The organism is Aeromonas sp. BIGb0445 (assembly GCF_024809075.1).
Taxonomy (GTDB): Bacteria; Pseudomonadota; Gammaproteobacteria; order Enterobacterales; family Aeromonadaceae; genus Aeromonas; species Aeromonas rivuli.
Genome location: NZ_JANUES010000013.1, coordinates 45,128 through 63,222, shown reverse-complemented (window position 1 = coordinate 63,222; position 18,095 = coordinate 45,128). Strand labels below are relative to the sequence as shown.

The following is an 18,095-nucleotide window of genomic DNA, read 5'->3' as shown; positions in this document are numbered from 1 at the left end:
GTCCTCAGGGCTCACAGCGCTAACCCTTCTATTATTTAACACTTTTTAAACAGATCCGATCAGTTTAGGATGAGGAGAACCCATTTCCTCAGCCATAAAATCGTTATAACATAACAAAGGAGTGTCATCCGGATGAAACATCTCGTGCTTACTCTGGCGCTGCTGCCGACCCTGGCCCTGGCTCATAACCTCAAAGAGGCGACCCCAGTCCCTCTGGTGCAGATCGCCGAGCAGGGTGAACTGCTGGTCAGCGGCCAGGACATCGTCTATCGGCCCTGGCAGAGCAAACAGCTGGCTGGCAAGGTGTTCCTGATCCAGCACATCGCGGGTCGTTCCAGCGCCAAGGAGCTGAACGCCCCCATGATAGAGGCGATCAAGAAGGCCAGACTGCCCCATGACAGCTACCAGACAGTGACCATCATCAATAGCAATGATGCCATCTGGGGCACCTCCGGCTTTGTGAAGAGCAGTGCCGAGGATAGCAAGAAGGAGTTCCCCTGGTCGGCCATGGTGCTGGACAGCAAGGGCATGGCTCGCAACGCCTGGGAGCTGACACCGGAAAGCTCAGCCATCGTGCTGCTGGATAAAGAGGGCAAGGTGCTGTTTGCCAAAGATGGCCAGCTCACTGCCAATGAGATCACCACAGTGATGGAGCTTATCAAGTCCCATCTCTGAATCAGACGGGGCCCCTTGGGCCCCTTATCAAGGGTTTATGGGTCGCGTTACCATTAGAGTCTGGATACTGCTGTTTAGCTGGTTGTGGCTACAACCCGCCCTCGCCCAGCACCCGCTCGAAGCCGACCTGCCGAATCACAGTCACCACTGCCTGATCTGCGCCCTGCACCTGGATGGTAAACTTGCCATACCCACCAGCCCGCTCGCAGTCATCCCATCGCCCCCCTGCACCGAGTACACTCCCCTTCCCATCCTCAACCCCAGCCTGCCATCGGCACCAACCCAGCCCATTCGCGGCCCACCCTCATCCTTTTTCTGTTAAGCCATAACCCTCTTATCTTATTGTTTTAAAGGATGAATAATGAAAGCTGTAACTTTGTTGCTGGCGCTGGCCACCTTTGGCGCCCAGGCCAATCACGAACATGAAGAGAGCCACAGCCATGGCGCCCATGAACATGGCCACGGCCTGCTCAATTTTGTCGTCGATGGCAATCAGCTGATGATTGAGCTGCAAGCCCCGGCCGCCGACCTGGTCGGTTTTGAGCACGCCGCCACCACGGCCGAGGAGAAGGCGCAATATGCCAAGGCCCTCGCCCAGCTCAAGCAGCCGGAGACCCTGTTTGGCATAGCCCCGGCGGCCGCGTGCCAGTTGGCGCATCAGGAGATCAAGGCACCCCAACCGGAAGAGGATCATGAAGGGCATGACCATGACGCCGCCCACGACGAGGATCATGCAAACCACGACCATGACGCCGCTCATGAGCACGATGGCCATGCCGATCTCGGCGCCATCTATACCTACAACTGCACAGCCCTGGATCAACTCAGCGGCCTGACCGCCAAGCTGTTCTCGGTATATCCCAGCCTCAGCAAGCTGACGGTGCAGGGCATCTTGCCCAGCGGCCAGACCGCCGCCGAGCTGACTCCTACCGCCAACACAGTGAACTGGTGATCCCATGACGACTGCCGTGGTTGAGATCAAAGATCTCGCATTCGCCTGGCCGGGTCAGGATGCCGTACTCGAACTGCCCTCTCTACGGATAGAACAGGGAGAGCTTGTCTTCATCAAGGGCCCCTCAGGTTCGGGAAAATCGACCCTGCTTGGCCTGCTGGCGGGGATCCAGATAGCCAACCAGGGCAGACTCGAGGTGCTGGGCCAGCCATTGGCCCAGCTCTCAGGTCGGGTGCGGGATCGCTTCCGCGCCGACCATTTGGGTTATATCTTCCAACAATTCAATTTGTTGCCTTTTTTGAGCGTGCTGGACAATGTCACCACCGCACTCACTTTCTCGCCACAGAAGCGCGCCAGACTCCAGGGTTCGCCCGAACAAGAGGCGCGTCGCCTGCTCGGTGAACTGCAATTGCCCGGCGATGCCCTGACGCGACCTGTCCATGCCCTGAGCATCGGCCAGCAGCAGCGGGTTGCCGCCGCTCGCGCCCTGATCGGCTCACCCCAGCTGGTGATCGCCGACGAACCCACCTCGGCGCTCGATACCGACAACAGGGCCGCCTTCATCCGCCTGTTATTCGAGGAGTGCGACAAGCAGGGCAGCACCCTCATCTTCGTCAGTCACGATCCCCATCTCGAACCCCTGTTTCCCCGAGTGGAAGATCTGCATCAGCTCAATCGGAGGGCCTCATGCTAAAACTTGCCCTGCAAAGTCTCTGGGCTCGGCGGCTGACTGCCGGTCTCACCCTGCTGGCGGTCGCCATCAGCGTCACCCTGCTGCTTGGCGTGGAACGGGTGCGGATGCAGGCTCGCGAGAGCTTCGCCAATACCGTTTCGGGCACGGATCTCATCGTCGGCGCCCGCTCCGGCCAGGTTAACCTGCTGCTCTACTCGGTATTTCGGATCGGCAATCCCACCAATAATGTCGGCTGGGACTCCTACCAGGCCATCAAGGACAGGCCCGGCATCGCCTGGACCATCCCCCTCTCCCTCGGCGACTCCCACAAAGGGTTCCGGGTATTGGGCACCAATGGCGACTACTTTAAGCACCTCAAATACGGTCGCCAGCAAGCCCTGGTGATGCGGGAGGGGCGCCCCTTCCAGACTCCGTTCGAGGCCGTGCTCGGCGCCCAGGTGGCGGCCAAGCTCGGCTACCACATAGGCCAGTCCATCGTCATCGCCCATGGCGCCGGCAATACCTCGTTCAGCCAGCATGACAACCTGCCCTTCACCGTCGTGGGCATACTGGCGCCGACGGGCACCCCCATCGATCGCACAGTGCATGTGCCGCTGGCGGGCATAGAGGCGATCCATCTGGGCTGGGACACGGGTCGTCACAGCAAGAATGTCACCGCCGATCAGGCGCTGGAGCAGGATCTCACCCCCAAGACCATCACCGCCTTCATGGTGGGGCTGAGCAACCGCATCCTGGCATTCCAGCTGCAGCGCGCCATCAACACCTACCCGAGCGAGCCGCTGATGGCGATCCTGCCTGGGGCAGCCCTGCAGGAGCTGTGGGCCATGATGAGCGTGGCCGAGACAGCGCTCTCCGTCATCGCCGCCTTCGTGGTGGTTGCCGGGCTCATCGGCATGCTCACTACCTTGCTGGCCGGGCTCAACGAACGGCGCCGCGAGCTCGCCATACTGAGATCCCTTGGCGCAGGCCCGGGGCACCTGTTTACCCTGCTGACCATGGAGGCCATGGCCCTGACCAGCTTAGGCATAGTGCTTGGTGTCGCCGCCCTCTATCTGGGCCAGGGGCTTGCCTCGCCCTGGCTGCTCAGCCACTATGGCCTGCAACTTGGCCTGGCACTGCCAAGCGCCTATGAGTGGCAACTGCTGGGGCTGGTCTGGCTGGCGGGAGTGATCATCGGCCTGCTGCCTGCCGCCCGCGCCTATCGCTACAGCCTGAGCGACGGCATGAGTATTCGCGTGTGAAGAATCGAGAAGGACAGAAGATGATGTTGAGACTCATGGTGCTGTTGGCGGGCCTGCTGGTGCTGCCAACCCAGGCCGCCGAACCGTTCAAGACCCTGGATTGGGATGCCCTGCTGCCGCCGGGCCAGAGCGTGCTGCCACCCCCTCCCGTGCCCCATGATGGCGACATGAGCTCGGTGCCGCAGCCGGTCGGGGAGGTCAACAAGGCGCTGGATGGTCAGGAGATCCGCCTGCCCGGCTTCGTGGTGCCACTGGAGGGGGATGCCAAGAAGGTCACCGCCTTCCTGCTGGTGCCCTATTTTGGCGCCTGTATTCATGTGCCGCCCCCGCCCACCAATCAGGTGGTCTATGTCAGCTACCCCAAAGGCGCCCCCGTGGATGATCTCTGGGATGCCATCTGGGTCAAGGGCAAGATCAAGACGGTGAGCACCAGTCAGGATATGGCCAACACCGGCTACAGCATGGAAGCGGTCGAGGTTGCCGTCTACGAGGAGTAGTCGCGGCGGCTTCGGTCGCCGTCATTCAGGTACTCGCAGAACGGCCCCTCGGGGCCGTTCTGCTTACTGAGTCCCAACCTGCCGCACGGGGGTATTACCGGTCGGGCCAACTAGAGTAACATCTGACCCCAGTCCCCTTGTGCATGGAGCCGCCATGGCCGATCTGCCCCCACCCAAGAAAGAGAGTGCCATCCTCAGCAGCCAGGAACAGACCCTGCGTCTGGCCCGCAGCCGCGGCATAGACGGCATGCTGACCCGCAACACCGACAGCACCTTCGAGCAGAGGGCCAGCTTTCGCCAACTCGCGGATCAGGCGGCACGCCAGCGCAACCTGGAAGCCATCATGGTGATGGCGTCCCGCCACTGCGAGGAGAGCGCCGCCGGCGGCGAGATGGACAGCGACTGGCTGACCCGCTTCCTGCAACTGGCCGAAGATATCAGCATGGTGCCCATGCAGCAGTTGTGGGGTCGCATCTTCGCCATCGAGGTCGCCACACCGGGCCGCTTCTCGATCCGCGCCCTGGCCACCCTTAAGGAGATGACCCAGCGCGAAGCCATGCTGTTTCAGCGAGTCTGCGCGCTCTCCTGCCACTATGCGGGCAGTGACGAACAGCGTCTGCTGCTGGGCCTGCACAAGGGCGCCAGCCTGCTCACCCGCGCCAAGGTAACCCGCCTTGGCCTTGGCAAATACCGGCTCCCCTATGGCGCCCTGTTGCAGCTCTTTGAACTCGGCCTGTTGCACAGGGGCGAACTGGAATCCGGCCCCCTGCCTGCCGACGGGGTCGAGCTGGCGTTTGGCAATCAGCAGTGGCGCCTGCAACGCAAGCAGGCCAACATCACCCTGCTCTACTACCGTCTGACGCCGGTGGGCAACGAACTGGCCCAGCTGTTGCAGGAGTTGCCGCTGGAAGAGTACCTGCAGGATCTGAAAACCGTGCTCGGTCAGGGGCTCACCATGGAGGTGAGCCTCACCACAGCCCCGACCCAGGAAAACGAAGGGGGCTGATGCCCCCTCTTAAGATCTCGACCAAGCGCCTCGTCGCTTGCTGTGGCTGCGCCGCACAGGATGCGAAAGCGTTGTCCCTGACGAGGTTTCGCCGTCCTTCAGCCATTGGCGAGCCACGGCTTGCTGGCCCTAGACCTCGCCAAGCAGGCCTTCCCCCGCTGTGTAGCTCAAATTGGCAACAGCTCCTGATTTCCCCCCTGCGCTGATGCGCGGTCGCTGTTGCGACGCCCCATCCCCACCCAATGTTTATTAATTTATTGATCTTGCTCAGAAAACAGCCCACTTCCACTTTCCTACCCAGCCTCGTTCGGTAACATATCCGTTCGGCAATCGTCTCATTGGGGTCAGCCATGAGCCAGGCCAGCGCAACATCGCAGGTAAAAAGCAGCAGACTGGAGGCTGGAATTCAGGGGCGGTAGCTTTGCCGATGAAACAGATAAACGGGTGGCTACACGAATAGAGCCTGATACCAGAGAGTATGAGTTTTGAGACCTCAGCTATAAAAGCGATAAAAATTATTGAAACGGTCAGGTTATCGGATAAGTAATGTCTTTCATCTCATCACTGTTAGGGGTAAAAATTAAAATCCGAGTGATATCTTTATTTTTTCTCTTTTTAACATGTTCAGTTGGTGCAAAAGATATCATGACTCTTGCTGCGAGCAGAGATGATGGCTCTTATATATCTTATTACTTGGCCCAACATTCACATAAATCAGATACCGTACTATTGATTCTGCAAGGTTCAGATTGCAACAGTGTGCTGAACATCGATTCCATACTTGCTGACTATAAAGATGTCTGGCCAGAAGCAGATATTCTGCTAGTCGAAAAGTATGGTATTGATAAAGGGTTAACATACAGTACCGATCCAGCACGCAAGGATTGCCCTGCTCAGTACCTTGAAAAGGACAGCCCTGCGCAACGGGTAGCGGATATCCAGGTTGTGTTAGATACCGTTCGAAAAGACGGTCAATACAAGACGTTTGTCCTCTTGGGCGGCAGTGAAGGTGCGGTTATCGCCAACCTGGTGAGCGCAGATATTGACTATATCGATGCCACCATCGCCTTTAATGGCGGTGGCCGCTGGTTTATCGATGACGTCTCATACAGCATCGCTGCAAAGCATAAAAACCCCGAAGCGGCGAGCAAAGAGATCGACGGTTTTAAAGGATTTGCCGAGCATGTTCTTAACAGCAAACCATTTGAACTTGATGTGAGCGGGCATGGTTATCATTGGTGGCAACAGATGCTCTCCATCGATCAGCTGGATACCCTTAAAAAAGTAAATTCTCCTTTGCTGATCGTGCAGGGTGGAATGGATACCTCGGTATCACCTCAGAAAACAGATGAAATGATGCAGCGCCTTAAAGAGCTCGGGAAGAGCAATATTGATTATCGACGTTACGAAGCACTGGATCATGGATTGAAAAACAGTGACGGGAAAAGCCTGCGTAAAGAGGTCGTCGGCGATATGAATATGTGGTTAAGGTCGAAGCTAGGGCGCCAGCCTGCTCACCCGCGCCAAGGTAACTCGCCTTGGCCTTGGCAAATACCGGCTCCCCTATGGCGACCTGTTGCAGCTCTTTGAACTCGGCCTGTTGCACAGGGGCGAACTGGAATCCGGCCCCCTGCCTGCCGACGGGGTCGAGCTGGCATTTGGCAATCAGTGCTGGCGCCTGCAACACAAGCAGAGCAACATCACCCTGCTCTACTACCGTCTGACGCCAGTGGGCAACGAACTCGCCCAGCTGTTGCAGGAGTTGCCGCTGGAAGAGTACCTGCAAGATCTGAAAGCCGTGCTCGGTCAGGGGCTCACCATGGAGGTGAGCGTCACCACAGCCCCGACCCAGGAAAACGAAGGGGGCTGATGCCCCCTCTTAAGATCTCACCCAAGCGCCTCGTCGCTTGCTGTGGCTGCGCCGCACAGGATGCGAAAGCATTGTTCCTGACGAGATTTCGCCCGTCCTTCAGCCATTGGCGACTCTGCTGCTGGCCCTAGACCTCGCCAAGCGGGCCTTCCCCCGCTGCACCCCACTTAAAATGGTGACTGCCCCAATATCTGTATATTCAGGGATAGTGCGCAAAGCGTAAAAATGGAAAAGGCGAGAGCCAGCAGTTATGGGGGGACTATGGTTGATGATTCTCGATGAATTCACGCCATTCTGGTTCAAGATCCAAGGCTAATTGCTCTTCTTGGTTCAATGACACCCAAAATGGCAACCAAAGATGCATCCACCAATATTCGATGTCGCCCTGCAGGGATCCCAAACCTTCGGGATCAATCCATGGGAATGAGTCTGCCGGGAGAGGCGGATCTAGCCTGGTCTGCTGGAGTGCTTCAAGCACATCGAGGTCATCACTTGCACACGAGACAACAGTTCCCGAAAATGAGGGGTGTAAAAAAAGCATTACCTTTTTACCAATCGGCTCCTGCGATCTCTCCATGACTTGGGTATGCTGCCCCGGATTGACCACATAACCTGCCTTCTCGAACATCAGGAAAAGGCGACTCAGGTTCTCTTCCGATACAAGGAAACGTACAAGATATGCTTCAATCACCGCATCTGGCGGTAGTGGAGTCGGATACCCTTTGTAAGCATGAAGTGGTGCCTCAGAAAAACCTGAGCCGCTGAAAATACCTTTCATGTCCAACGGTTCTGCGGATCGCTGTTTCCCTAGTAGATTGTTCAGAATACTCATCAATTTAATCTTCATAAATATGATCTGCTATCCAGTCTGCACCGTAGTACCCTGCCGCACCAGCGACAATACCGCCAACCAGGCCAGTTATGATGGCACCAGGACCAGTCTCGATCCCAAGAGCCGCCCCTGTGACCGCGCCAACCTTAGCCCCAGCGATTGCCCCACCCCATCCACCGGCTTGCCGGACCACCTCAGCTGAAATGGGCTTAACACTACCGAGTTCTACCGAAGTTTTTGAGGCTTTTCCCAAGTCATATGCCGTGAAAGCGAATCCAAAGACCTTAACAACTCGTCCCGCTTGCACCATTTTTTGAGTGATAGCCAGCGAACTCTCATTAAACACTGCTTTGGCCGGTACTTTTCCCACTAGCAATGCTTCTTTGTCAATATTCTGCACGTAGCCTGAAATTTTATCTATTCGCTTTGTTTGCTTTGGATATAAGTTTTTATATTTTTCCAACTCACTAATTATTTCACTTGTTTGTACTATCGTCGTACCTGACTGCAGAGCCTTATGAATATCTATAAATATAGATTTTCCATTAAATCTCGGCGAACCACCAGGGAACAGTACACTAGTCGAACTATATTTAGACATGTTATTTCCCATAACATGCTCAGCGACAGTAACACTTGAATTAATATTCTTCGGATTCAGCCCATACCGCTCAGGGAATACCTCCATCAACGCTTGATATTTTGGAAGATTTTTCTGCTGCAGGAATGGGTCATCAATAGAGCTGTAAAGTTTTCTGACGAGAAACCCTTCTTTCCCAATAGACTCAACAACAGAAAAAAAGAACGCCCTTGCTGGCATCCATGTTGATGTTACTTCATGAACCGAGCCAGACTCTTCATTTGTATTAATTGGCTTCTTATATACATAGTTCGTCATATCACTCATTGCTTCCACCTTTCTAAAGCAACAACACCAAAATATGTACGCAAGACATCCTCTTTCTCTGTCTTGATGCGTGGAACACAACCGTTAAGATCGGTAAAACCTTGCATTGTCTCCCCACCAGGTAGTTCAACAAAGTAAGACGTGTTCGATAATGGTGTGCCTTCTTCGGAGACAAGCTTGATCATTTCATCAAACACCGGAGAAGGGGGGATGATGGGGATGAATGTAGAAGGAGGTGGAGCCATGTCCCCCACAACAACCGTACCAGACCCAATGATTATCCCACCACAATCGACTGAGCCACCGGTGATGGCCAAGGGCTTGCCATTGACGAGCACAGTTGATGAGCCGGATGAGATCTTGCGTGGGTGTGGTGGGTGATTAGGCTTGTCGTGAGGAGCTAGTGGATCGCCGACCCTGGCGGCGGGGATGCCGTCGATCAAGACATCTGGCGAGCCTGCCGTAATAGCTGTTGGATGAAATCCTTCATGGTCAGTGCCGATGTTACCAACCTTGGCTGCATGCTTTGACATCTGAGTTCCATTGCCTCAAATGAAATCCACCCTACAACAAAATGATTTCCTTTGAAGCCAAACGACTCGGCCCGTGCTACATGGCCAACGTCAGCGAGATCCCGGCGGCGAAGGTATGGTAGCCGCATCGAACTTTCTCGGCAGAGAGGCAACCGCAAGGTTCGCGGTGCAATGCGCTGAGCTTATTGCACCCTACGGTCTCGAAAACGCTCCGCGGATAAATGACGACAGAGACACGGGGAATGGTTGGCAGGAAATAAACAAAGGGGCAATTGCCCCTTGTTTATTTACGCACGGTACCAACAATCGACATCAGTCGATCAACCCCCGCTGCCGCAAGGCTGTCAACAGCTCATCCACCAGCACTTCCACCGGCTTACCGGCGTTCAGCAGATGGATTTCCGGCTGCTCGGGGGCCTCGTAGGCGGAGTCGATACCGGTGAAGTTGCGAATTTCCCCGGCCCGCGCCTTCTTGTAGAGCCCCTTGGGATCGCGCTCTTCACACACACTAAGCGGCGCATCGACAAATACCTCGACAAACTCGTCCGCGCCGAGCAGATTGCGCACCAGCGCCCGCTCGGCCCGGAACGGCGAGATAAAGGCGGTGAGCACGATCAGGCCCGCATCCACCATCAGTTTCGCCACCTCGCCGACCCGGCGGATATTCTCCTGACGGGCGGCATCATCGAAACCAAGATCCCCACACAGGCCGTGGCGCACATTGTCCCCATCCAGCAGATAGGTGTGCTTGCCCTCGGCCGCCAGCGCCTGTTCCAGGGCCCCCGCCAGGGTGGATTTTCCCGCCCCGGACAGGCCGGTAAACCAGATGACTTGCGGCTTTTGCCCCTTCAATTCAGAGCGGCTCTGCTTGCTGACGGCATGGTCGTGCCACACGATATTGCTCATCTAAAACTCCTTGTTTGGCATTGACGCTGCCACGCTGAAACTCTTCTGACTTCCCGCAACCAAGCCTCTGCCCATCAATGGGCGGCTACTGCTGCGCATCTCAATGCCTTGCATCGCTTCCCATGATCCTGCCGGTATCACCCGCCCCCATCAAAACGGAAACAGCAGGGGCACCATGATGATCACCCCGATGCTGTAGGCCAGGGAGACCGGCAGGGCCAGCTTGAGGTAGTCCGGCATCTTGTAGTTGCCCGCCGCATAGACCATCAGATTGGTCTGATAGCCATAGGGCAATATAAAGCTGGAGCTGGCACCAAACAGCACCGCCAGGATGAACGGCATGGTGGAAACATCCATGCTGAGCGCCAGCTGATAGCCCATGGGGAAGGCCAGGGCAGCGGCGGCGTTGTTGCTCATCAACTCGGTCAGCACCAGGGTGAAGAAGTAGATGCCGATAAAGGCGATGATGGGGCTGGCACCATTGAACTCCCCCATCAAGGCGTCGGCAATCAACTTGGCCAGACCACTGCTCTCCAGCTGATCGGCGATGGCGAGCGCGCCCCCCACCACCAACCAGATGTCGAGAGGAAAGCGGCGGCGGATCTCGTCCAGGGTCAGGATACGGGTGAACAGCAGCGCCACCAGCATCAGCAACAGTCCCTTGAACAGGGGCACTAGATCCAGCACCGACAGCGCCAGCACCCCGAGAAAGCCCAGCACCACGGCGGCGCTGCGCTTGCCATCGAGCCGGGTGGAGGCTTCCAGTCCGCTCACCACCACAAACTCCCGGGAGAGGGACTTGTTGCTGGCAAACTTGGGGCCGGGGGCCAGCAGCAGGGTATCGCCGGCATGCAATTCAATCTGGCCCAGACCGCCGGTGAGCTGAGTCTCGCCCCGGCGTACCGCCAGCACCACCGCATCGAAGTGGGTGCGAAACTCCGCATCCTTGATGGACTGCCCCACCAGCCGCGAGCTGTGACTGACGATCACCTCCACCAGATGCTGGCCGTTGAGCCGGTGCTGGCCATAGAGTTCCAGCCCCTTGAGCTCTTGCAACACGCCGACGCTCTCCACGTCGCCGCAAAACAGCAACATGTCCCCTTCGTGCAGCTCGTGCTCCGGCTGCACCGGGCAGATCACCTGATCCCCGCGAATGATTTCGGCCAGATAGAGGCTTTTCAGGCTGCGCAGCCCATTCTCCTTGACGCTGCGCCCGGCCAGGGGCGAGCCTGCGCCCACCTTGGCCTCGAGAAAATAGCCAGATTCCCGGCTCATCTCGGTATCCTGCTCCGGCAGATAGCGGGCAAACAGCAGCACGGCGATAAGGCCGGTCAGCAGGGTCCCCGCTCCCACCATAAAGAAGTCGAACATGCCAAGGGGCTCGGCCCCCATCTTGATGAGGAAGCTGTTGACGATCAGGTTGGTGGAGGTGCCGATCAGGGTCAGTACGCCACCGAAGGTCGCCGCGAAGCACATCGGCAGCAGCAAGCGGGAGGGTGCATGGTTGGGATTGCGTTTGACCGCCCCCAGCATGGAGGCCACCACCGCCGTGTTGTTGACGAAGGCCGACAGGAAAGCCGTGGAGAACCACAGCTTCACCAGCACCTTGTTGAACGACCCCGTGCCCACCAGATTGGCGAACCAGCTCATGACCCGGGTCTTCTCCACCGCGAGCGACACCAGCAGCAGCAACACCAGGGTCAGCAAGGCACTGTTGGTGTAACCCGCCACCACGGCGTTGATGTCCGCCAGCCCGCTCAGATAGGTAATGAGCACGGCGCCCGAGAAGAGCAGCGCCGGGCGGAGTTTACCCTGGATCAACAGGACAATGAGGGCAGCCAGCAGACCCAGCACCAGGGATTGTTGCCAGGTCATGGACTTACTCCTTGCCGTTGGCGATGGTCAGCGCCTGCCAGTGCGGGAAGTGCTTGCGTACCAGGGCATTGAATTCAACTTCAAACTCGCTGTACTGGCCGGCCACCGCTTTTGCGGCCAGCCCTTCCACTATCATGCCTGCCCCGACGGTGACGTTGGTCAACCGGTCAATGAGGATGAAACTGCCGGTGTCGCGGATATCCGTGTAGGGATCAAAGGCAACCGGGTCGGTCAGGCTCAGCTCGCACAGGCCGATTTCGTTGAGCTTGAGCTCGGAAGCCGCCAGCTCGTCGAGCTTGTTGATCTCGATGCGGTGGCGCACGACCTCGACCTGACCCCGAGTCTTCTTGGTGGCCAGCTTGATGTCGTAGACCCGGCCCGGCTGCAGGGACTCTTCCCCCATCCAGACGATGTGGGCCAGCACGTTCTGGGTCACCCGGGGCTGCCTCGCGGCATCCACCAGCAAGTCGCCGCGGCTGATGTCTATTTCATCGGCAAAGGTGACTGTGATGGCCTGACCCGGCAGGGCATATTCCAGATCGCCATCGAAGGTGACGATGCGCTTCACAGTGCTCTGCTTGCCGGATGGCAACACCGCCAAGGTGTCGCCGACTCGCAGGATGCCGGAGGCCAGGGTACCCGCGAAGCCGCGAAAATCGAGGTTGGGACGGCTGACATACTGCACCGGCAGGCGCACCGGATGGCGTTCCAGCTCGCGCTCCACCTCGACGCTCTCCAGCAAGGAGAGCAGGGTCTCGCCCTGATACCAGGCCAGCTTGTCGCTCGCATTGACCACGTTGTCCCCGTCCAGGGCGGAGACCGGCACTAGCTGAATAGAATCCACAGCGAGTTTCTTGGCGAATTCGCGGTAATCGCTACTGATGCGATCGAACACCTCCTGGCTGAACTCCACCAGATCCATCTTGTTGACCGCGACCACGAACTGCTTGATGCCGAGCAGGCTGGCGATAAAGCTGTGGCGACGGGTCTGATCCAGCACCCCCTTGCGGGCGTCGATCAGGATGATGGCCAGATCGCAGGTGGAAGCACCGGTCGCCATGTTGCGGGTGTACTGCTCGTGGCCCGGGGTATCCGAGATGATGAACTTGCGCTTGGCGGTCGAGAAATAGCGATAGGCGACGTCTATGGTGATGCCCTGCTCGCGCTCGGCCTGCAAACCATCCACCAGCAGCGCCAGGTCCAGCTTCTCGCCTGTGGTGCCGAGCTTCTGGCTGTCGGACTCCAGGGCTTTGAGCTGATCTTCATAGATCTGCTGGGAGTCATGCAGCAGGCGACCGATGAGGGTACTCTTGCCGTCGTCCACGCTGCCGCAGGTGAGAAAGCGCAGCAGGCTCTTGTGTTGCTGGGCGTGCAAGTAGGCTTCAATGCCCTGTTCGCTGATGGCGGTCTGAATATGGTTGTTCATGATGCGATTCCTTAGAAATATCCCTGACGCTTCTTCTGCTCCATGGAGCCGGCCTGATCGTGGTCAATCAATCGTCCCTGCCGCTCGCTCGAGGTGGTGAGCAGCATCTCCTCGATGATCTCCGGCAAGGTGGTTGCATCGGACTCGATGGCACCGGTCAGCGGGTAGCAACCCAGGGTGCGGAAGCGCACCAGCTCCTGCTTCACCTCGTCATCCGGGCCTATGGGCATGCGCTCGTCATCCACCATGATCTTGATGCCACTGCGCTCCACCACGGGGCGCATGGCGGCAAAGTAGAGCGGCACTATGTCGATGTTCTCGAGATAGATGTATTGCCAGATATCGAGCTCGGTCCAGTTGGAGAGCGGGAAGACCCGGATGCTCTCCCCCTTGTTGACCTGGCTGTTGTAGACGCGCCACAGCTCCGGGCGCTGGTTTTTCGGATCCCAGCGGTGGGACTTGTCACGGAAGGAGTAGACCCGCTCCTTGGCCCGGGACTTCTCCTCGTCCCGGCGGGCGCCACCGAAGGCGGCATCGAAACCGTACTTGTTGAGCGCCTGCTTGAGCCCCTCGGTCTTCATGATGTCGGTGTGTTTGCCGCTGCCGTGCACGAAGGGGTTGATGTCCATGGCCAGGCCATCCGGGTTCTTGTGGACGATGAGATCCAGCCCGTACTTCTTGGCGGTCTCGTCCCGGAATTTGATCATCTCCTTGAACTTCCAGTTGGTGTCCACGTGCAGCAGCGGGAAAGGGATCTTGCCCGGGTAGAAGGCCTTGCGAGCCAGGTGTAGCATGACGGAGGAGTCCTTGCCGATGGAGTACATCATCACCGGGTTTTCAAATTCGGCAGCCACCTCGCGGATGATATGGATGCTCTCGGCTTCCAGTTGCTGCAAATGAGTCAATCTTTCACGGTCCATGTCGGGTCCTCTGGTCTGGCTAACGCGCTTGGTCAGAGCGCGGTTCGGGTTCAGTTCGATAAGGCTCGCGCCTCACCGGCAAATCAAATCGGATCTGTCAGGGTCAGGCCAGGCTGACCAGTTTCAGGTCGTTGCCACTTGGCTCAGCGTTTGTCTCTGCGCTTTTCTCACCACTTTTCTCGCCACTTTTCTCGCCAAACCAGGCGAGTCGGTCGCGCAGTGACACCACCTCGCCGATGACGATGAGGGAGGGGCTTGCCGCCCGCTGAGCCAAGCTGGCCAACTCCCCCAGGGTGCCGGTCAACACCTTCTGCCGGGCCTGGGTGCCGCGCTCTATGATGGCGATCGGCGTCTGAGCCTTGCGGCCATGGTCAATCAGCTGCTGCTGAATGTGTTCGGAGCGCATCAGCCCCATGTAAATCACCAGGGTCTGGTTGGTGGCCGCGAGCTGCTGCCAGTCGGGTTCCTGGCCCGCTTTCTGGCAGTGACCGGTGATGAAGACGGCGCTCTGGGCATGGTCGCGGTGAGTGAGCGGTATGCCCGCATAGGCGGTGGCGCCTGCCGCCGCCGTGATGCCGGGCACCACGGAGAAGGGGATCCCCTCGTCTGCCAGCACCTCCAGCTCCTCACCGCCGCGACCAAACATGAAGGGATCGCCCCCCTTGAGCCGCACCACCCGGTTGCCCGCCTTGGCGTATTGCACCAGCAGGCGATTGGTCTCGTCCTGGGGCACGCTGTGATCCCCCGCCTTCTTGCCCACCGAGATCAGGGTGGCGTCACGGCGCACCAGATCCAGGATCTCGGGGGAGACCAGCTGGTCGTAGAGCACCACTTCCGCCTGCTGGATCTGCTGCAAGCCCTTGAGGGTCAGCAAGCCAGGATCGCCGGGGCCGGCACCGACCAGCACCACCTCGCCCAGCTCCCGCTGCGCCTTGTCCAGCCCCTCATTGAGCCAAGCCTCGGCACTTTGCCAATCCTGCTTCTCGATAAGCCCCGCCAGGGCATTGGAGGCGAAGGCCCGCTCCCAGAAGCGGCGGCGATCCGAGAGTGACCCAAGCAGCTGCTTGGCACGCTCACGCACTCGGCCAGAGAGCTCGGCCAAGCCACCCAGATGGTGGGGCAGCAGGCTCTCGAGCCGCTCGCGCAACAGACGCACCAGCACCGGGGCCTTACCGCCGCTGGAGACGGCCACCATGATGGGAGACCTGTCGATGATGGAGGGGAAGATGAAGCTGGAGCGGGCGGGGTCATCGACCACATTGACGAACAGACCCAGCTCGGTGGCGCTCTCATAGACGAGGCCGTTGACCTCGTTATCGTCGGTGGCGGCCACCACCAGCAGTTGCCCCGCAAGATGGGCGGGCTCAAACCGCACTGGCAGATGGTTGAAACGGCCCGCCAGTTCATCAAATTCAGTGGCGAGAAGAGGGGAAACCAGCGTCACTCTGGCACCCGCAGCCAGCAGCAGGCGCGCCTTGCGCAGGGCCACCTCGCCCCCACCCACCAGCAGTACCGGGCGGCCTTCCAACTTGGCAAACATAGGTAAGTAATCCATCTCGACGCATCCCTCAATACTGCTTAACTCAGGGGACTATAGGCAGGCTTACTTATCCCTCAAAATAATAAAAAATGCTTTTTAAGACGTTTTGGTAATTAAAACGACAGCTGGGCGAGTCAGAATAAACCTAAGCTTGTGGTGTTTCAGGCGAAGGCATAGGCTAGCGCACTGTGTTTCATAAGGAGCTGATAATGAATGAGTCACTGATAGTCCTAGGGATTTTTGTCTTCTTGGTGATAGCGACCCTGGGGGCTGGCATCAAGATAGTGCCCCAAGGCTTCAACTGGACCGTGGAACGCTTCGGCCGTTACACCCGCACCCTCTCCCCCGGCCTCAATCTGCTGATCCCCTATGTGGACCGCGTCGGCCACAAGATCATCATGATGGAACAGGTGCTCGACATCGCCGCCCAGGAGGTCATCTCCCGGGATAACGCCAACGTCACCATAGACGCCATCAGCTTCGTGCAGGTCGTCGATGCCCGTAAGGCAGCCTATGAGGTCAACGATCTCACCAGCGCCATCCGCAATCTCACCATGACCAATATGCGGACCGTGCTCGGTGCCATGGAGCTGGACGAGATGCTCTCCCAGCGCGACACCATCAACGAGAAACTGCTGCGCACCATGGATGCCGCCACCGCCCCCTGGGGCATCAAGGTGACCCGGATAGAGATCAAGGATGTGCGTCCCCCCATGGCACTGGTCGAAGCCATGAATGCCCAGATGAAGGCAGAACGCCAGAAACGGGCCGAGGTGCTTGAAGCCGAAGGGGTGCGTCAGTCCAAGATATTGAAGGCCGAGGGGGAGAAGCAGTCCCAGATCCTCAAGGCCGAGGGGGAACGCCAGGCCGCCTTCCTCGCCGCCGAGGCGCGGGAACGGGCCGCAGAGGCCGAAGCCAAGGCAACCCAGATGGTCTCCCGGGCTATCGCCGAGGGGGACATGCAGGCGGTCAACTACTTCGTCGCCCAGAAATATACCGAGGCCCTGGCCCGGATCGGTGAAGGCCCCAACAGCAAGATCATCATGATGCCGCTGGAAGCGGGCAGCCTGATAGGCTCGATAGCCGGCATGGCAGAGCTGTTCAACAAGGGCGAGAAAAAATGATCGAACTGCTGGCAGGCCTGACCCATTGGCACTGGCTGGGGCTTGGCTTCGCGCTGCTCGCCATCGAGGTGCTGGGTTCGGTCGGCTTCCTGCTCTGGACAGGCATAGCCGCGCTTGAGGTCGGTCTGTTGCTGCTGCTCTGGCCCTTCGGCTGGCAATGGCAACTGCTGCTGTTCGCCCTGCAATCCCTGATCACCACCTGGGCCTGGTGGCGCTGGCAGCACAAGCGCGACCGCTCGAGCCACGATGCGGCCGCCCCCATCAACGAACGGATGCAGAGCTACATGGGGCGGGAGCTGACGCTGCTCGATGATGTCAGCCAGGGGATGAGCCGGGTGCATCTGGATGACACCGTCTGGACGGTGCGCTGCGCCAGCAACCTGGCCGCGGGTAGCCGGGTCAAGGTGGTGGGCACAGACTCCCACATCTTGCTGGTCGAGCCCCTGCCCTGATCGCCGGGATAAATGACAAGACAATAAAAAGGGCTCCACGGAGCCCTTTGTCATGCTGACTGTTGAGCCAGTGCCCAGTTGGCCAGTGGCGACAGCGCTAGAGGCTGCCACCCTCGAGCGCGGCCTTGAGCAGATCCTTCCAGCTCAGCACCCCGACCAGTTGCCCCTGATCCAGCACCGGCAGGCAGGAGACCTTCTTGTCCAGCATCAGCCGGGCCGCATAGGCCAGGGTCTGGTGGGAGGAGACAGTGACCGGATCCCGGGTCATGATCTGGTGGGCGCGGCGATTGAGGGTCTCGGTATCGCGGCTCTGCTCCGCGGCAGAGTCCAGATAGGGGCTCAGTGCCTGAAGCAGATCCCGATCGGAGATGATGCCGATCATCTGTCCCTCTTCGATGACCAACAAATGGCGAAAATTGGCCTGCTCGAAGATCTCCTTGATGACGCTCAGGCGGTCGTCCATCTCAACGGTCACGACCCGGGTCGTCATTATGGTTTCAACCTGCATGGCAGACTCCTTATCCAGGGTCGGGATACCTGTCCCGACAGCGGGGCCAGGGGCAAGGCTGCCCAGGCTCCCCTTTTATGACATCTTTATCGGCTGCGCACCAGTCGGCTCAAGTGCAAATCCCCCTCATTTCACGT

18 protein-coding genes and 1 pseudogene are annotated in these 18,095 nt (G+C 58.5%); 10 read left to right on the top strand and 9 right to left on the bottom strand.

Going from position 1 to position 18,095, the window contains the following annotated elements; translation table 11 throughout:
* Positions 1 to 132: 132 nt before the first annotated feature.
* The 8 genes and pseudogenes from M2367_RS18025 to M2367_RS17990 all read left to right on the top strand — a co-directional run.
* The gene (locus M2367_RS18025; protein ID WP_042041107.1) at positions 133 to 675 is read left to right on the top strand and encodes a YtfJ family protein; all 543 of its coding nucleotides are present in this window, start codon (positions 133 to 135) and stop codon (positions 673 to 675) included.
* Positions 676 to 1,036: 361 nt separating this feature from the next.
* Positions 1,037 to 1,627: a DUF2796 domain-containing protein gene (locus M2367_RS18020; RefSeq protein ID WP_259237593.1), complete on the top strand. Its 591-nt coding sequence runs from the start codon at positions 1,037 to 1,039 to the stop codon at positions 1,625 to 1,627.
* Between the two features lie 4 nt (positions 1,628 to 1,631).
* Positions 1,632 to 2,321: an ABC transporter ATP-binding protein gene (locus M2367_RS18015; protein WP_259237591.1), complete on the top strand. Its 690-nt coding sequence runs from the start codon at positions 1,632 to 1,634 to the stop codon at positions 2,319 to 2,321.
* A complete protein-coding gene (locus M2367_RS18010; RefSeq protein ID WP_259237590.1) occupies positions 2,315 to 3,562 on the top strand; it encodes an FtsX-like permease family protein in 1,248 nt (415 codons plus the stop codon). The genes M2367_RS18015 and M2367_RS18010 overlap by 7 nt, the downstream gene beginning before the upstream one ends.
* 23 nt (positions 3,563 to 3,585) lie before the next feature.
* The gene (locus M2367_RS18005; protein WP_404972885.1) at positions 3,586 to 4,059 is read left to right on the top strand and encodes a DUF3299 domain-containing protein; all 474 of its coding nucleotides are present in this window, start codon (positions 3,586 to 3,588) and stop codon (positions 4,057 to 4,059) included.
* A gap of 154 nt (positions 4,060 to 4,213) precedes the next feature.
* Positions 4,214 to 5,065: a TIGR03899 family protein gene (locus tag M2367_RS18000; RefSeq protein WP_259237585.1), complete on the top strand. Its 852-nt coding sequence runs from the start codon at positions 4,214 to 4,216 to the stop codon at positions 5,063 to 5,065.
* A gap of 546 nt (positions 5,066 to 5,611) precedes the next feature.
* Positions 5,612 to 6,655: a S9 family peptidase gene (locus M2367_RS17995; protein WP_259237583.1), complete on the top strand. Its 1,044-nt coding sequence runs from the start codon at positions 5,612 to 5,614 to the stop codon at positions 6,653 to 6,655.
* Positions 6,567 to 6,935: pseudogene (locus M2367_RS17990) on the top strand (DUF2806 domain-containing protein); the annotation flags it as partial. The gene M2367_RS17995 and the pseudogene M2367_RS17990, both read left to right, overlap by 89 nt.
* A 259-nt stretch (positions 6,936 to 7,194) precedes the next feature.
* Here the strand turns inward: M2367_RS17990 and M2367_RS17985 are convergent.
* The 8 genes from M2367_RS17985 to cysG form a co-directional block, all read right to left on the bottom strand.
* Positions 7,195 to 7,782: a hypothetical protein gene (locus M2367_RS17985; protein ID WP_259237579.1), complete on the bottom strand. Its 588-nt coding sequence runs from the start codon at positions 7,780 to 7,782 to the stop codon at positions 7,195 to 7,197.
* A complete protein-coding gene (locus M2367_RS17980; protein WP_259237577.1) occupies positions 7,772 to 8,674 on the bottom strand; it encodes a glycine zipper family protein in 903 nt (300 codons plus the stop codon). The genes M2367_RS17985 and M2367_RS17980 overlap by 11 nt, the downstream gene beginning before the upstream one ends.
* The gene (locus M2367_RS17975; protein WP_259237575.1) at positions 8,671 to 9,207 is read right to left on the bottom strand and encodes a type VI secretion system PAAR protein; all 537 of its coding nucleotides are present in this window, start codon (positions 9,205 to 9,207) and stop codon (positions 8,671 to 8,673) included. The genes M2367_RS17980 and M2367_RS17975 overlap by 4 nt, the downstream gene beginning before the upstream one ends.
* Positions 9,208 to 9,519: 312 nt before the next feature.
* Entirely contained in the window at positions 9,520 to 10,113 is a 594-nt protein-coding gene (cysC, locus tag M2367_RS17970; protein ID WP_259237574.1) for an adenylyl-sulfate kinase, read from the bottom strand.
* 150 nt (positions 10,114 to 10,263) lie between these two features.
* A complete protein-coding gene (locus tag M2367_RS17965) occupies positions 10,264 to 11,988 on the bottom strand; it encodes an SLC13 family permease (RefSeq protein ID WP_259237572.1) in 1,725 nt (574 codons plus the stop codon).
* A 4-nt stretch (positions 11,989 to 11,992) separates the two neighbouring features.
* Positions 11,993 to 13,414 carry a sulfate adenylyltransferase subunit CysN gene (gene cysN, locus M2367_RS17960; RefSeq protein ID WP_259237570.1) on the bottom strand — a complete coding sequence of 474 codons (1,422 nt, stop codon included), beginning with the start codon at positions 13,412 to 13,414 and terminating at the stop codon, positions 11,993 to 11,995.
* 11 nt (positions 13,415 to 13,425) lie between these two features.
* A complete protein-coding gene (gene cysD / locus M2367_RS17955; RefSeq protein WP_224432938.1) occupies positions 13,426 to 14,370 on the bottom strand; it encodes a sulfate adenylyltransferase subunit CysD in 945 nt (314 codons plus the stop codon).
* A gap of 67 nt (positions 14,371 to 14,437) precedes the next feature.
* Positions 14,438 to 15,889, bottom strand: a complete 1,452-nt coding sequence (cysG, locus tag M2367_RS17950) for a siroheme synthase CysG (protein ID WP_259237568.1) — start codon at positions 15,887 to 15,889, stop codon at positions 14,438 to 14,440.
* A 194-nt stretch (positions 15,890 to 16,083) separates the two neighbouring features.
* Between cysG and M2367_RS17945 the strand changes: the two genes are divergently transcribed.
* Both M2367_RS17945 and M2367_RS17940 read left to right on the top strand, forming a co-directional pair.
* Entirely contained in the window at positions 16,084 to 16,998 is a 915-nt protein-coding gene (locus M2367_RS17945; RefSeq protein ID WP_042041119.1) for an SPFH domain-containing protein, read from the top strand.
* Entirely contained in the window at positions 16,995 to 17,450 is a 456-nt protein-coding gene (locus M2367_RS17940) for an NfeD family protein (RefSeq protein WP_259237563.1), read from the top strand. The genes M2367_RS17945 and M2367_RS17940 overlap by 4 nt, the downstream gene beginning before the upstream one ends.
* Before the next feature lie 97 nt (positions 17,451 to 17,547).
* Here M2367_RS17940 and M2367_RS17935 read toward each other — a convergent pair whose 3' ends face one another.
* Positions 17,548 to 17,958 (bottom strand): CBS domain-containing protein, encoded by a 411-nt coding sequence (locus tag M2367_RS17935; RefSeq protein ID WP_042041122.1) that lies wholly within the window; start codon positions 17,956 to 17,958, stop codon positions 17,548 to 17,550.
* Positions 17,959 to 18,095: the final 137 nt, after the last annotated feature.

What these genes read in the sequence shown, in the direction of transcription:
- M2367_RS17985 (WP_259237579.1), bottom strand. Translation starts at nt 7,782, where the DNA reads ATGAAGATTAAATTGATGAGTATTCTGAACAATCTACTAGGGAAACAG.
- M2367_RS17975 (WP_259237575.1), bottom strand. Translation starts at nt 9,207, where the DNA reads ATGTCAAAGCATGCAGCCAAGGTTGGTAACATCGGCACTGACCATGAA.
- M2367_RS18000 (WP_259237585.1), top strand. Translation starts at nt 4,214, where the DNA reads ATGGCCGATCTGCCCCCACCCAAGAAAGAGAGTGCCATCCTCAGCAGC.
- M2367_RS18025 (WP_042041107.1), top strand. Translation starts at nt 133, where the DNA reads ATGAAACATCTCGTGCTTACTCTGGCGCTGCTGCCGACCCTGGCCCTG.
- cysG (WP_259237568.1), bottom strand. Translation starts at nt 15,889, where the DNA reads ATGGATTACTTACCTATGTTTGCCAAGTTGGAAGGCCGCCCGGTACTG.
- M2367_RS17945 (WP_042041119.1), top strand. Translation starts at nt 16,084, where the DNA reads ATGAATGAGTCACTGATAGTCCTAGGGATTTTTGTCTTCTTGGTGATA.
- M2367_RS17980 (WP_259237577.1), bottom strand. Translation starts at nt 8,674, where the DNA reads ATGAGTGATATGACGAACTATGTATATAAGAAGCCAATTAATACAAAT.
- M2367_RS18015 (WP_259237591.1), top strand. Translation starts at nt 1,632, where the DNA reads ATGACGACTGCCGTGGTTGAGATCAAAGATCTCGCATTCGCCTGGCCG.
- M2367_RS17995 (WP_259237583.1), top strand. Translation starts at nt 5,612, where the DNA reads ATGTCTTTCATCTCATCACTGTTAGGGGTAAAAATTAAAATCCGAGTG.
- cysN (WP_259237570.1), bottom strand. Translation starts at nt 13,414, where the DNA reads ATGAACAACCATATTCAGACCGCCATCAGCGAACAGGGCATTGAAGCC.
- M2367_RS17935 (WP_042041122.1), bottom strand. Translation starts at nt 17,958, where the DNA reads ATGCAGGTTGAAACCATAATGACGACCCGGGTCGTGACCGTTGAGATG.
- M2367_RS17965 (WP_259237572.1), bottom strand. Translation starts at nt 11,988, where the DNA reads ATGACCTGGCAACAATCCCTGGTGCTGGGTCTGCTGGCTGCCCTCATT.
- M2367_RS18010 (WP_259237590.1), top strand. Translation starts at nt 2,315, where the DNA reads ATGCTAAAACTTGCCCTGCAAAGTCTCTGGGCTCGGCGGCTGACTGCC.
- M2367_RS17940 (WP_259237563.1), top strand. Translation starts at nt 16,995, where the DNA reads ATGATCGAACTGCTGGCAGGCCTGACCCATTGGCACTGGCTGGGGCTT.
- M2367_RS18005 (WP_404972885.1), top strand. Translation starts at nt 3,586, where the DNA reads ATGTTGAGACTCATGGTGCTGTTGGCGGGCCTGCTGGTGCTGCCAACC.
- cysC (WP_259237574.1), bottom strand. Translation starts at nt 10,113, where the DNA reads ATGAGCAATATCGTGTGGCACGACCATGCCGTCAGCAAGCAGAGCCGC.
- M2367_RS18020 (WP_259237593.1), top strand. Translation starts at nt 1,037, where the DNA reads ATGAAAGCTGTAACTTTGTTGCTGGCGCTGGCCACCTTTGGCGCCCAG.